Below are 13,476 nucleotides of genomic sequence, written 5' to 3' on the forward strand. Positions count from 1 at the left end.
CACCTACCTGTTGTTCTTCTGCAACTCATTCACACATATAGAGAAGTTGTATCAAGGCTGACGTTTCCAGCTTGTCAATTGCTTCACTGTAGTGGGTTATATCACAAATTTTCCAATGGCATTAGCCACACCATCTTTATCATTTGAATCGGTTATGTAAACTGCGCATTTTTTCAGTTCATTGATCGCGTTCCCCATGGCTACAGGAAATCCGGACAGATGGAATAGGCCTACATCGTTAAAATCATCCCCAAACACCATCACATTTTCTGAATTTACCCCAATTTCACTTAACACCCATTCCACGGCTTTTTCCTTTGAAGCTGTTTTATGCATGATTTGGATTAATGCTCCCCCATCCGTTGCGATGACATTCACATGATCACCAAATTGCTCGCTAAGATCCTTCCATGTGTTACAACCTAGAACTAATATTTTGGTCGGGGATAGAGAGTCTATATAGTGTTGGTCAACAACCTGAGGTTTCAGATCATTCGGACGGATACCGAATTGAGCGCATTGCGAGTCCAGAATTGGCCTACTTGTGTACCATGAATCATTAACCTCGTATGAGATTATGGATTGAGGCATGTTTAACTCGATGAATGTATTAATCTGTTGGTTGATCTCCAAAGGGATCCGAATATGGCGCTCCTTCAGTGTGGATTTGCATTTAACTAAAGCGCCATTGTAATAAATCATGTAATCTACAAACGGAAACTGCTTCACAAATTGATTTGCCGCTCTAGGCGGCCTTGCCGTGGCAACGATAATATGTATCCCCGAATCAAAACATCGTTTAACAGCCTGAACATTTCTGGGAGATATCGATTTATCACTTCTGAGCAAAGTTCCGTCCAGGTCCAGTACAATGGCCTTAATCGTAGACATCCGATTCCTCCCACAGAGCTAAATTGGTAAAATAATACTACGCCTCAAAAGGTATCGTCAATGGGAATAGTTATTTTTTCCGCTGCTGAATAACTATTGATCTTGGCCTTATTTCCATCGTTCGTTTCTACGGAGTACAGAGCATTGTCGTTTCTTGATTTGTAGTTTCATTCATTATTCAAAAAGACTTAATCACTGCATTGCTTACTTGCTTAAACTATCCCAGAAGATTTGGAAAGTACCTTTCTCCACCTCAAAAACGACGGGTACATTACCGTACCGCACCAGTCCTTCTTTGAACAGAACCAGTGGGACTTGCGTCTTGTCTTCAAGCGCTAGGTAGATGATCTTACGGTCTTCCTGACCATAAAGATGCTCTTCCAAGTCTGAAGTCATGGCTAGTGGTTTGGACTCATATAATGCGTAAATGAATTTCACTGATTTTTCGGACTGGATAATCCTCGTAATAATACAGATGAACCACCGCTTTATACTTGACGGGCAATGACAGCACGAGTTCGATTAGCACTCGATCTTCAGGGTCATCTGTGGTTAGGAATTCTGCTCTCTCCAGATTGACCTCCCGTTTGCGCCAGCCTCTACCTAATAAGGATTTGCAGTGATTGGTGATGACTCGGATCAACCATGCTTTCTGATGCTCCGCATCGTTGAACGCAGGGGCTTTTTCCATTAGCTTGATGAAGGTATCCTGAGTAGCTTCCTCCGCGTCCTCTCGTCTACCAAGGTGTACCATGGCTATTCGGAACAGAGTATCCGCATAAGTCTCATAAATGTCCATCACATGATCGCCCGGTTGGGGCACGGATCGCCGCATGGTTGTTCAGCCCTCCTTTATACCTCTAACACTCTTAAGGACGGCATTTGGTCACATTTTGTTGAAAAGTTTCAGGATGTTGAAGAAATGATTGGATTCGGCATTCAAAAATGCAGACAAAAATACCGACCCTCAAATTTCAAAGGTCGGTTTACCCATTCGGGAGAAGAAAACAATGGTTATAACTGCATTATGGTCCATCCTTTGCAGTTATATACCACCTTCTGCTCTAACTCTAGTGTTATTTGGACAATTCAGTAATATCAACGTTCATATGTTCCGTAAGCATTAAGGTAACATCCACTTTCACTTTGCTCCATAATAATGTCATTTTATGAATGTAACCTCTCACCGAATAATTTACCGTTAGACTTAGCTCGGATCTCTGTTCATCAATGATTTTAATATGGTGCTCCTTTAAGCTTTGTTTCGATTTGTACATCTCTAAGGCAATTTTCTTTTGGGTACCGTCTAAGTAATCAACATACACCGATTTCATCTTAAAGTTTGAAGCGTATATTTTATGCTTATCTACCTCCAGAGCACTTAACAGATAGGGGAGCTCTACCAGTCTCTTCACCAGTGCAAGTTCCTCAGAAGTCTGTCTCACCGTACACGCCTCCCTCTTCAAGTTTGACCGTGACCAATTGATCAAAATCGACCCATTCAAATCCATTGTCCATTTCAATTTTGATTTTCTTTCCAACGGTACTGACTGAAGTAACGATTCCGTGTATATATCGATTGCCCGACTCATTAAACACTTCAATGGTGGCTTGTAAAGTATAGTTGAGCGACATATCTACATTTTGAGCAATGATCTCCCACTCATCTTCATGAATTAGCGGTTTGGCTTGAACATGAATTTGAGTACGATGCTGTATGATTCGCTCTTTATGTTGTGGAAGCATCATACGGCTCGATTCCCATAATCCATTGGCCTCAAGTTTTTTGCTCATTTGTAGTGCCCCCCAATTTTAGATGCTCTATCTATTGCTTGACCAGCAGCTGTAATGGAGCTTGCTCGAAGTATGGCAATGTCGCCAAATCGATCCTTAATGTCGTCCATCACCTGATCAATAGCCCGTTTGTGCTCCTGATCATCAAAGAAGGATAGTTGATATGTATCCGCGTCGGATAATTGAGAAAGGGATACGCCTACACGGCGCACCGGTTGCCCATCCCAGTGTTGATGAAATATGCGTTTGGCGATCTTGCACACATCAACGGTTATGTTTGTTGGATCAGACAGTTTAACCTGCCTGTGAAAGCCCGTTGGGTGATCGAAATCTGCTCCAGACACACTCACGGAAACGACACTACCCATCAGTCCTTTTTTACGAGCTCTTCGGCATACTTCAGTACAGATATCGAGGATTACCACTTCGATCTCCCAAGCTTCTGTGTAATCTCTAGGCAAGGTCATCCCGTTGCCAATATCCTTTTGTGTACTGTGTGTGTTGACGGTTACCGGAGAGTTATCGAGCCCATTGGCGATTCGCCAGATCACTTCTCCATTCACGCCCCATTTACTTTTGAGTTGGGTAAGAGGTGTATTCGCCAAGTCTCTAATCGTTCGGATACCCATCTTCCACAGATGTTTTTCCATTCTTGAGCCAATCCCCCACATATCGCGGATGGGCTTATCTCCAATGTGGAGGTGTAATTCTTCTTTCTTTAAGTGGAAAATGCCCCCTTTGACCTTTTTAGCGATCATATCGCAGCACAATTTACTGATGATTTTGTTTTCACCGATGCCCGCTCTTGCGTAAACCCCTGTTTCATTATAGATCTTATCTTGAATTTGCTTGGCTAGATCGACTGGATCGTTACCAAACAGATGCATAGACCCTGTAAAATCAGCGAATAATTCGTCTATACTGTACGGCTCAACCAGATCGGTAAACTCTTCAATAATGGACATGATTTGAGTGGATACTTCAATGTATTCTTGCATATGAGGTCTAACAATGATTAGTTCAGGGCACTTCTGAAGCGACTGCCAGAGTGGTTCTGCGGTGGATACACCCTTCGCTTTGGCTAATGGACAAGCAGCAAGAATAATGCCAGAACGTCTTGCTGGATCGCCTGCAACGGCGAGTGGTCTATTTTTGTATTGAGGCATTTTCGCCTTTTCGACTGAAGCATAAAAGCTCTGCATATCAATGAGCATAATGGTTCGCTGCTTAGTCAACACTGAAATCACTCCTGTACTTAAGAACGTATGTTTGTATATATTATAAACCGAACACACGTTCTTTATGCAAGAGGTAAATATTTATATTCAGCGGAGGGATGGTCATACTCAACTTTCAGAAGCATGTCTTATAACAAAGAAAGACCCTGAGGGAACAAACCCTCAAGGTCGATTAGAGACTTCTTCATGATTGATTTAATTAATATAAAGTGCATATCCCTTCTATATAAACAGGTTATGGTTTGATTTGTCAGCCTGACCCAGATAGTAACCTACCCCACCAATAGTAACCTGATCCATGATCTCTTCTCGCTGGATACCCATCAGATCCATAGACATTTGACAAGCAACCATTTCCACACCTTGTGCTAAAGCAGTTTGAATCAATTCCTCCAGAGAGGCAACGTTGTTTTTCTTCATAATGCCGCGAATAACTTTAGGACCAACACCAATCATATTCATTTTGGACAAGCCTAACTTGTGACTACCACGTGGCAGCATAAGATCAAACATACGGCCTATCATGTTTTTGGATACCCGTTCCGGCTGATGCTTGCGAATAATATTTAGTCCCCAGAATGTATAAAACATGGTTACTTTGCGCCCGCTTGCAGCTGCGCCATTAGCAATAATAAGAGAGGCTATTGCTTTATCCAGGTCGCCACTGAAGACAACCATCGTACTGGCAGGTTCAACATTCTGAGCTTCCGAAACGGATGATCTGACCGGCTCTGTCTGCTTGGTTAGTACTGCTTCAATAATACCGTTCTTACCACGTTCCAACTGTATGAGTGCTGCACCAGACATTGCTGCCCATGCCTTTACATCTTCGTAAAACCCTGGATCAGAAGCTTTTACCCGCAGCGTTTCTCCATCGGATAGTTGATCCATCTTCTGCTTTACTTGTATTAACGGACCAGGGCAGCTCAATCCGCAAACATCCAATTCTTCATCGATACGCAACGGCTGAGAAGAAAGTTGATCAGCCTGATGTAATGTATTTTGCTTTAGATGAGAAACATGATTGCTATGATTTTGATCATCTGTAAGCTCATGTTTTTGACCAGTATACGGAGCTGGTTTAAATTGCGCTTGGCGATACGTTTTGAATCCACCACTCAAATTTTTAACGGTGAAACCGTGCTGACGCAAAATTTGTGTTGCAGTATACCCCCGTAAACCTACTTGGCAGTATACCCAGATTTCTTTAGAGACATTTAACTCATGCAATCTCTCACGAAGCTCATCCACTGGGATGTTTAATGACCCTGGAATATGGCCATTACGATGCTCCAGCTCGCTACGTACATCTAGTAGTATGGTTTGCTCCGGCTGGCGCACAGAAAGCTGATCATAGGTGAATGTTTTGACACGTCCGGCGATAATATTCTCTGCTGCATACCCAGCCATATTAACCGGATCTTTTGCTGATGAATAGGGCGGTGCATAACTCAGTTCAAGTTCAGTCAAGTCGCTTATATGACCCCCAAAATGAATAGCAACGGCAATATCATCAATGCGTTTATCCACTCCTTCAAATCCGACTGCCTGTGCACCCAGGATTCTTCCTTCAGGTGAAAACAGCAATTTTAGAGTAATTGCACTTGATCCTGGATAATACGATGCATGAGAAGCAGGATGAACAATCACCGTATGATAATCCACGTTAAGAAGTTTTAATATCTTTTCATTGCTGCCCGTTGTTGCTCCAGTCAGTCCAAACACTTTAATAATAGAAGTCCCTTGTGTTCCTTTGTAGGTAGAATTTATGCCAGCAATCCGATCCGCAGCAATACGTCCTTGCTTGTTGGCAGGACCTGCAAGCGGAATCGCTGTCTTGGTTCCATGGATGTAATCACTGACCTCAATTGCATCACCAACCGCATATATATGCGGTATATTGGTTTCCATGGCCTCATTAACAATGATGTGTCCACGTGTCCCCAAGGAAATACCACTGCTTTGCAGAAATGAGGTATCTGGCGACACGCCAATCGCGAGAATCACAAGATCTCCTTTTAAAATATGACCATCTGCAAGCTCGACCCCGATGCCATGCTCCAGTGAACGAAAACCCTTAACACGCTTGGAAAACTGCAAATTAACACCATGCTGCTCCATTTCTTGTGCCAGTGCAGCTGCGAGTTCAGGATCAAATGGAGTTAGCACTTGTTCGTTACCCTCGACCAGCGTTACATGTAGTCCGGCTTCCCTCAAATTTTCTGCCATTTCAACACCGATAAATCCACCACCAATAACGATTGCTGATTCGTTGTTAGATGCACTTATTGCATCTTTGATTCGATCAATGTCTGGAATGCTGCGCACTGTATAAATCAATGGATTATCTATACCCGGCAAATCAGGGACCATCGGACGTGCACCGGGAGACAGAATTAACTCGTCATAGGTTTCTTCGTATTGACCGCGCTCCTCGCTGTTCACTAGAATCGTTTGATGCTGGGGGTTGATGGATATGACCTCACTCTGTGTACGTACATCAATTCGGAAGCGATCTGCCATTCCTTTAGGTGTTTGTACTAACAAACGGTCACGCTCAGCAATCGTTCCGCCTATATAATAAGGTAAGCCGCAGTTGGCGAATGAAATGTAGGGACCCTTTTCAAATATGACTATTTCCGCATGTTCATCCAGCCGGCGTAGGCGGGCAGCTGCTGACGCACCACCCGCTACTCCACCAACAATGACCACTTTCTTACTCATGATTAACATTCATCCTCTCCAAATAAAACAGTTATAATCTGTTCAATACGTTGGTTTGCAAGTATATAATTCACTTCTAGGCCATTTCGCTCCGTATCAACAATTCCTGCACTGCGCAGCTTCTGTAAGTGCTGGGAAACGGTTGATTGCGGCAGATCCAGACACTCCTGCATATAGGAAACATTACATTTCTTTTTACGCATCAACCCGCGCACAATGCACAGGCGTATAGGATGGGAAAGGGCCTTCAGTAAGTTAGCAGGTTCCTCAAACTGCTTCAAATCACCGCTATCGTTAAAACCGAGTTTATCCAAAGTTAACCCTCCTGTATCGTTATATTAGAATAATACGATATAGTAAAATGAAAGTCAAACGACTTTGTTTGTTATTATTATCCATTGTAGTGGATGTTCTCCTATATTAACTCACTCTTAATTCTATACTTCACCTTATTATTAGGAAAAAAAAGACACTGTCATGCGCTATGACAACGTCCTTTTTCAATTAACAAATTAACTATCCTCTGCCTTACTATTCTAATTATTACATATTCAAGCCTGATCGAGATCAGGCCCAGAAAAGCTCTTTATTCAAATAAAATTAAATTTGTGACACGAGCTGTATCAAAATTTCCGCATGTTCTTGAGCTAATCCCTTGTCAATCTTGGCTTGCACTTGATGGATAAATCCGTTGATTGCGCCTTTTTTTCCTCCCTCATTACCTGACTCATCGGCTCGTTCTACTTTGGTCAATTGTTCCTTCAATCGATCAGCCAGCTCTTGATCATTAGCGAGGAACTTGTCGATAAGTCCTGCCATACCTTTATAGGTAAGGATCACCTCATAAGAAAAAGAAGAATTTGTCGTGTTCCCAGCGATATCATGGGCGGAAGCATAGACCAAATGCTCCCCAACACCATTCAAATAGGCAGGGCGATCTGCAAGCACAGCATCACAATCACTTTTAGCTATACCTGATAATGCATCCTGAGCGGAGCATTCGATCCGAACTTCCTCATCCAGCTCGTAGACGGATTTTCCTGAAAATTCGATGATAGGAGCCGTTTTGTCAATCTTAACTTCGGTAGTAGAGGGTGCCCCGGGCACACCATAAGCCGATATAGACCAATAAGTTACGGCCGTCACCCCTTCTTCGCTTACGGTAAATTCAGTGGTACCGCCTTCGGTCTCACGCTGATTGATTTCCTCAGCCCCCGTAGTTTCGAAAAAGATGGAGCTTGCTCCTTCCGAGTTTAGCGTAATCGAAACATCTTCATGGTGCCAACCCTGCTCATTTGCCTGCGGATTAAGCGCAGCTTCAGTCAAGGGAGCCGTATTATCTTTAACCGTTACGGAAAAATCGTCATAGTAGGCTGTGGAGATATTATAGCGGCTGGTTACCGCAATTAGTCTGGCATAAGCCGCTCCTTCCGGTGCCGTACCGCGGAGAGTTACTTTTTGCCATTGGTGAAGTCGCGATTCATCAAGATGCGTTTCCAAAGTAGACAAGCTCTGTCCTTCTGCATTATAAAATCGGAACATGAAACCAGGCTGGCCTGACTCAATATATATTTGAGTACTTGCGGTATACTCCTCTCCAGGCACTAATGCGATTGGATCGCTCTGCACTGCAACGGATGCAGTACGAATAAGATCCGTTGTTTTCAGGCTGTAATCACCTGCATAACTCTTGTTGCTGCTACGCTCAAATTTAACATCCCCACTTGTCGCAAACAGTGAAGTCCAGCCCGGCAGCTTTCCGTTCTCTCCTGGCTGCTCCAACCCGGCATTGTTTACCGGCAAAGGAAGCCCTGGCGGTTCGGCCACAATCTCACCATCAATTTGGATTCGATACAGAACCGTATTGGTTGCGAGATCTGTGAAATACAGGTCCCCATCCATGCCAAGATCAAATCTCGAAGCATCCGTTAATGTTCTAAAATCCAGTGTTTCGGGATCAATCACCGTCAGCTTGTTGTTAAACAGGACATACAAAAGTCCGTCTTCCGACCAGCGCATCGGATGATGATGCCACTGGGTGTAATAGAGCTTCGGATAAATCTTCTTATATTTTACAAGTTGGTACGTATCCGGATCGATTGCAAATATATATTCGTAGGATGCTCCCCAGATCAATCCATCCGGCCCGAGAGACAGGTCCCCAATGAAAATCGGATCAACAAGCTCGGGAATATCCAGCGTAAACTCCGTTATTTTTTGCTCATTTTGAACATCCCACACAAAAATTTTGGCCTCCTGCTCGCTCGGCGTGGAGCCCAGTCCTCCCCTAATGGTCGTAGATCCAAAAATCTTCCCGTCTACATAAGCCGTACTGAGCACACTCTGATTCTGAACCACGTTTCGATGGACTTTGGTTTCACCTGTAGCAGTATCATGAACTGTAAGCGATCCTCCCAGCGTCCCGTATCCAGAGATGGTCGAAATAAACAGTTTACCGTCCCCTTCAGACATATGCACAAGACGTTCCTGATCGTTTCCGAGTACAGCGAGACGCTGCGGATTTGTGCTTCCCGGTTCTTGATTCAGATCATAAACGTACAAGCCACCTTCCGGGTAGACTCCCATATAGACTTTATTTTCAATTGGGTATACACTGTCCGCTTGACCAATGCTGAAAGGTTTTGTCGTCATGGTCTCTAAGTCAACTAACGAAGATCTAGCTTGAGAACCCGTTGTTATCAGCTGTGTATCGGATACGCTTTGGAGACGATTGACGACTCCCGGCAATCCCGGAATAATCGGCGGCTGTACAATGACTTTTTGGGTATCGATATTGAGCATGGCAACTCCGCCGTCATATCGTACCGTAACGAGCGTTTTTCCCGGCAGCTCGGGATTGTTCTGAAACTCGACCCAATCCGCCCCTCTGAACCCACTCTCATAGGTCATGCCGGTTTCCTCTACCTGATGTGTCGCGAGGTCAAAGGTTTTCAGTTTTTTCTCGGACATATAATACAGCTTTCCATCCACAGAGTCAGCTGCGTGAAGACCGGTTACCTGCTGGAGCTCCACATCAAGCCAGGATCCTGTTGTAGTATCGTAGATATAACCCTCACCCGGTACACCACTTCCATCCGTATAACGTGCGAACAAATAACGGTTATCAATCGTACTCAAATCGTATACTGTATCATTTTTGACGGTAAGCGAAGCGGCAATATTCGTTTTTTCACCTGTAGCCAAATCCACACGCACGATCTGTTCATGGGCTGTACCGGCATAAATATATCCCCCCTGGTAAGCAATGGAGCGGACATATTCCTGATCAAGCGCACCGATCACACGGCCATAATCCCTCACTTGCTTGGTCACAGGATCATACTGCCAAACCTTGCCGCCCGGATAAGTCCCCACGTACACTCTACCCTGTTCATCCGTCGTGATACTATTAGAGACAGACTGTCCTTCGAATTGAGCCACTTGAACAGCCTGATGGGTGACTGGCGAATACTCCCATAATCGTGCACCCGATCCTTCGGCAGCCACATAAAGCGTACCGTTCGGCGCAACGGTATGCGCCCAGGAGCTTTCCGATGGCCCAAGTGAAACCGTCCGAAGCAGTTTGTACTCTTCGAGGTCAATCACATTCAGGAAGCCGGGCTTGCCTTTACTCGTGGCATACATGACTGGTTTTCCATCCTCATAGCCTACAGTTCCGTTAAAGACAGCTACCGTGTAATTGTTGGGAACAAGCAGTTCTTCGGGGTCGCCGAAGTTTTTTTGAGTAAGCCTGGATTCCTCTGCTTGGGCAGGAGCAGACTGCACGGGAAACATCACAATAACAAGTAAACAACTCATGAACATGGTGATCAGGTTGAAAAAAGGCTTTTTCATCACACATCTCCCCTTCTTCATGCATTAAAAATACTTGATCAACGTGGCAAGTGCCCCTTGAGCCGAATCGGATTGATAATTTTCATAAGCTTCAGATGCTTCATCCAAGGCGAACATATGCGTGATGGCAGGACTTACCGTAATTCGCTTATCAGCAAGCAGCCTGACGTATTCGTCCATATTTCTTCCTTCCGTCCACCGCACGAAACCGATGGGATAATCCTGATTGTGCTGCTCGTACTGCAGATCGTACCTTCCAGGCCCGCCTGCTCTGGAGATAAGGACCTGAGCTTCTTTGCGAAACATCAAATCTCTTGAAAACTCCATGGACAAATCACCAACGATCACGACTTTTCCCCGGTCACGAAGCCACTCAAGTGACTTGTTGATCAGCACTTCACCAGGCCCGCCAGCACATAAGAGGATGGAATCAAATCCTAAACCTCCCGTTTCGTTCATCACAAAACGCTCCACTTCCTCTTCAGTTGAAAAGCCTGCTTGAATGCCCATCTGCTCCTGAAGCAGCTGAACCCGTGCTTTGCTCAGATCGTATGCAGCCGTGTGACATGCACCAGCAGTGGCGATTTGGGCCACAAGATTACCGAGAATACCCAGTCCAACGACAAGCACCTTGTCGCCGAATCTCACGTCAGCGGTACGAAGCGCATGTATGGCGATGGCTCCGAGCCCGGTAAATGCGGCCTCCTCTGGTTTGACATGTTGGGGTACTTTGGTTATCAGATTGGTCGGTACCGAAATGATTTCTGCATGTCTTACATAAGGCACACCATAACAAGCCACTCGGTCTCCCGGTAGAATATCTCTGACTTCACTTCCCGTTTTTTCCACAATCCCAACAGCGCTATAACCAAGGTATACCGGGGATACGCCTGATCTTTTAATCGCACTCATTTCCGTACCCGGACTAATGCCGGAATATTCGGTCCTCACTTGCACATATCGTTTGTTCAGTTCGGGTATATCCGCTTCCAGTATCGTGACCTTTCCTTCCTTCGCAGCAACGATTTTCATTAGATACGGCTCCTCCTTCAATCGATTTAGCCTTTTTCCGAACCGAGCATCACCCCTTTAGCGAAATACTTCTGAGCAAACGGATAGATGAGCAGAACGGGGATCATAGAAAGTACGATGGTTGCATTTTTAATAGACTGTGGGGCAAGGGCCGAACGATCCACAAGTCCCGCGTCGTTTTCTGCGCTGTAGATTAACATATCCCGCAGCACGACCTGCAAAGGATATTTATCCGGATCGTTCAAGTAAATCAGCGGTAGGAAAAAGCTGTTCCAGTGGCCCATGAAATAAAAAAGTCCGATGGAAGCAAGCGCAGGCTTGGATAAGGGAATGACAATGTTGAACAGAATCCGGTATTCGGAAGCTCCGTCGATCAGGGCCGCTTCGCGTATCTGGGAAGACATGTTTTCGTAAAAGCTTTTAAGAATGATCAGTTCCATTGTCCAGATGGCATTGGGAAGTACGAGTGCCCAAACCGAATCTGTTAACCCCAGCTGCTGCACGACCACATAAGTGGGAATAATACCGGGATTCAAAAACATGGTGAGGACAATGGCCATCATAAAAAACTTGCGTCCGAAAAATCCTTTTTGCGACAAAGGATATGCGGCTACAGCCGTAAAGAGTAAATTCACAAACGTACCGAATGCCGTATAAAAAATAGAATTCAGGTAGGCTCTTGGAATCGTGTCATTTTTAAGCACCTCGACATAAGCCTCAAGGTTCAGCCCTTTCGGAAAAAGAAACACCTTACCTTGAACGACCGCTGCTGTATCACTTAAAGAAACGGCCGTAATATACACAATGGGATAGAGTGTCGCTACAGCAACAAGACAGAGGATCAGCGAATTCAAGACACCAAAAACCGATATTTTGCGCTCACCTACCATAAGCCATTCCCTCCCAGCCGTTTGCTGATCGCATTGGCGGACAGCAGCATCACCATTGCAACGAGCGCTTCGAATAGTCCTACTGCGGCTGCATAACTGTAATTGGATTCAAGCAGTCCTTTGCGGTATACATACGTTGAAAATACGTCTGCAACGTCATAGGTCATCGGATTATAGAGCAGCAGCACTTTCTCATAACCGACGCGAATCATGGAGCCGGTTTTCAAGATGAACATGATAAGCATCGTGGGAAACAATCCAGGAAGCGTAATATGACGGATCGTATGGAAACGACTGGCACCGTCCACCTTGGCCGCTTCATAAAGCGTAGGACTGATCCCCGCAATGGCTGCCAGATAAATGATGGATTCATACCCTGCGTTCGCCCATATTTCCGAAATGATATAGATCGGACGGAACCAGCCCGGATCTACGAGAAAGTATTTTTTCTCAAAACCAAGTGCAGCCAGCATTTGATTCAAAATACCATGGTTTGGGGAGAGAAAATCGATAATCATGCTGCTGATAATGACCACGGACAAAAAGGCCGGCAAATAACTGAAGGTTTGAACCGATTTCTTAAACCATTTGGTTCTGACTTCGTTCAGCAGAAGGGCGAGCATGATGGGAAAGGGAAAGCCGAAAATAAGCGTATATAATCCCAAGAGCAGCGTGTTCCGGAAAAGCAGCCAAAAATCCTGGTTCGTAAAGAACGTGATGAAATGCTCCAGTCCCACCCATTCACTGCCAAGCACTCCTGTAAACACACTGTAGTCTTTGAAGGCAATAATCAATCCATATAGGGGCCCGTAACGAAAGATGACATAAAATAGGATGCAAGGAAGAAACAGCAGAAGCAGCTGCCTGTCGCGCTTAATATGATTCCACGTCTGTTTAAGCCGGCCTCTGAAGCTCTTCTTTGGCACTTCTTTATGGTAAGCTGCCGAATGTTCCGTGCCGATGTCTGCCATAAGATTATCGCCTCCAATACCATTTTCCCTAAGGAGGAAACGTTCCAGGCATCGCCTCCTCCAGTTCAATCATGTCTTAAG

At 44.9% G+C, this 13,476-nt stretch carries 12 protein-coding genes; all 12 read right to left on the reverse strand.

Annotation, left to right across the window (positions count from 1 at the left end; genetic code table 11):
• Window positions 1-96: 96 nt before the first annotated feature.
• The 12 genes from AC3RCI_RS15875 to AC3RCI_RS15930 all read right to left on the reverse strand — a co-directional run bounded on the left by AC3RCI_RS15875 (window position 97) and on the right by AC3RCI_RS15930 (window position 13,395).
• Window positions 97-891 carry a Cof-type HAD-IIB family hydrolase gene (locus AC3RCI_RS15875; RefSeq protein WP_492525400.1) on the reverse strand — a complete coding sequence of 265 codons (795 nt, stop codon included), beginning with the start codon at window positions 889-891 and terminating at the stop codon, window positions 97-99.
• Window positions 892-1,095: 204 nt separating this feature from the next.
• Window positions 1,096-1,287: a hypothetical protein gene (locus AC3RCI_RS15880; protein ID WP_492525402.1), complete on the reverse strand. Its 192-nt coding sequence runs from the start codon at window positions 1,285-1,287 to the stop codon at window positions 1,096-1,098.
• Window positions 1,288-1,303: 16 nt separating this feature from the next.
• Window positions 1,304-1,726, reverse strand: a complete 423-nt coding sequence (locus AC3RCI_RS15885) for an RNA polymerase sigma factor (protein ID WP_492525404.1) — start codon at window positions 1,724-1,726, stop codon at window positions 1,304-1,306.
• A 241-nt stretch (window positions 1,727-1,967) separates the two neighbouring features.
• Window positions 1,968-2,336, reverse strand: a complete 369-nt coding sequence (locus AC3RCI_RS15890) for a YhjD family protein (protein ID WP_154894106.1) — start codon at window positions 2,334-2,336, stop codon at window positions 1,968-1,970.
• Entirely contained in the window at window positions 2,320-2,685 is a 366-nt protein-coding gene (locus AC3RCI_RS15895) for a YolD-like family protein (RefSeq protein WP_402876608.1), read from the reverse strand. Before AC3RCI_RS15895 ends, AC3RCI_RS15890 begins: the two co-directional genes overlap by 17 nt.
• Window positions 2,682-3,899 (reverse strand): DNA polymerase IV, encoded by a 1,218-nt coding sequence (locus tag AC3RCI_RS15900; protein ID WP_419720032.1) that lies wholly within the window; start codon window positions 3,897-3,899, stop codon window positions 2,682-2,684. The genes AC3RCI_RS15895 and AC3RCI_RS15900 overlap by 4 nt, the downstream gene beginning before the upstream one ends.
• A 246-nt stretch (window positions 3,900-4,145) precedes the next feature.
• Window positions 4,146-6,647, reverse strand: coding sequence for an FAD-dependent oxidoreductase (locus AC3RCI_RS15905; protein ID WP_492525406.1), 2,502 nt, complete (start codon window positions 6,645-6,647; stop codon window positions 4,146-4,148).
• Between the two features lie 2 nt (window positions 6,648-6,649).
• Complete coding sequence (locus tag AC3RCI_RS15910) at window positions 6,650-6,961, reverse strand: ArsR/SmtB family transcription factor (protein ID WP_246058114.1); 312 nt, start codon at window positions 6,959-6,961, stop codon at window positions 6,650-6,652.
• 286 nt (window positions 6,962-7,247) lie between these two features.
• Entirely contained in the window at window positions 7,248-10,502 is a 3,255-nt protein-coding gene (locus tag AC3RCI_RS15915; protein WP_492525407.1) for an NHL repeat-containing protein, read from the reverse strand.
• 24 nt (window positions 10,503-10,526) lie between these two features.
• Window positions 10,527-11,534, reverse strand: a complete 1,008-nt coding sequence (locus AC3RCI_RS15920; protein WP_492525409.1) for a zinc-dependent alcohol dehydrogenase — start codon at window positions 11,532-11,534, stop codon at window positions 10,527-10,529.
• A 26-nt stretch (window positions 11,535-11,560) separates the two neighbouring features.
• Window positions 11,561-12,424: a carbohydrate ABC transporter permease gene (locus AC3RCI_RS15925; RefSeq protein WP_127537015.1), complete on the reverse strand. Its 864-nt coding sequence runs from the start codon at window positions 12,422-12,424 to the stop codon at window positions 11,561-11,563.
• Window positions 12,418-13,395 carry an ABC transporter permease gene (locus tag AC3RCI_RS15930; protein ID WP_492473383.1) on the reverse strand — a complete coding sequence of 326 codons (978 nt, stop codon included), beginning with the start codon at window positions 13,393-13,395 and terminating at the stop codon, window positions 12,418-12,420. Before AC3RCI_RS15930 ends, AC3RCI_RS15925 begins: the two co-directional genes overlap by 7 nt.
• Between the last annotated feature and the right edge of the window lie 81 nt (window positions 13,396-13,476).

The sequence above is a fragment of the Paenibacillus sp. MT124 genome, assembly GCF_058792755.1.

Excerpts from the sequence above, each read along its gene's own strand:
- AC3RCI_RS15915 (WP_492525407.1), bottom strand. The coding sequence starts at position 10,502 with ATGAAAAAGCCTTTTTTCAACCTGATCACCATGTTCATGAGTTGTTTA.
- AC3RCI_RS15920 (WP_492525409.1), bottom strand. The coding sequence starts at position 11,534 with ATGAAAATCGTTGCTGCGAAGGAAGGAAAGGTCACGATACTGGAAGCG.
- AC3RCI_RS15875 (WP_492525400.1), bottom strand. The coding sequence starts at position 891 with ATGTCTACGATTAAGGCCATTGTACTGGACCTGGACGGAACTTTGCTC.
- AC3RCI_RS15900 (WP_419720032.1), bottom strand. The coding sequence starts at position 3,899 with ATGCTCATTGATATGCAGAGCTTTTATGCTTCAGTCGAAAAGGCGAAA.
- AC3RCI_RS15930 (WP_492473383.1), bottom strand. The coding sequence starts at position 13,395 with ATGGCAGACATCGGCACGGAACATTCGGCAGCTTACCATAAAGAAGTG.
- AC3RCI_RS15885 (WP_492525404.1), bottom strand. The coding sequence starts at position 1,726 with ATGCGGCGATCCGTGCCCCAACCGGGCGATCATGTGATGGACATTTAT.
- AC3RCI_RS15905 (WP_492525406.1), bottom strand. The coding sequence starts at position 6,647 with ATGAGTAAGAAAGTGGTCATTGTTGGTGGAGTAGCGGGTGGTGCGTCA.
- AC3RCI_RS15880 (WP_492525402.1), bottom strand. The coding sequence starts at position 1,287 with ATGACTTCAGACTTGGAAGAGCATCTTTATGGTCAGGAAGACCGTAAG.
- AC3RCI_RS15925 (WP_127537015.1), bottom strand. The coding sequence starts at position 12,424 with ATGGTAGGTGAGCGCAAAATATCGGTTTTTGGTGTCTTGAATTCGCTG.
- AC3RCI_RS15895 (WP_402876608.1), bottom strand. The coding sequence starts at position 2,685 with ATGAGCAAAAAACTTGAGGCCAATGGATTATGGGAATCGAGCCGTATG.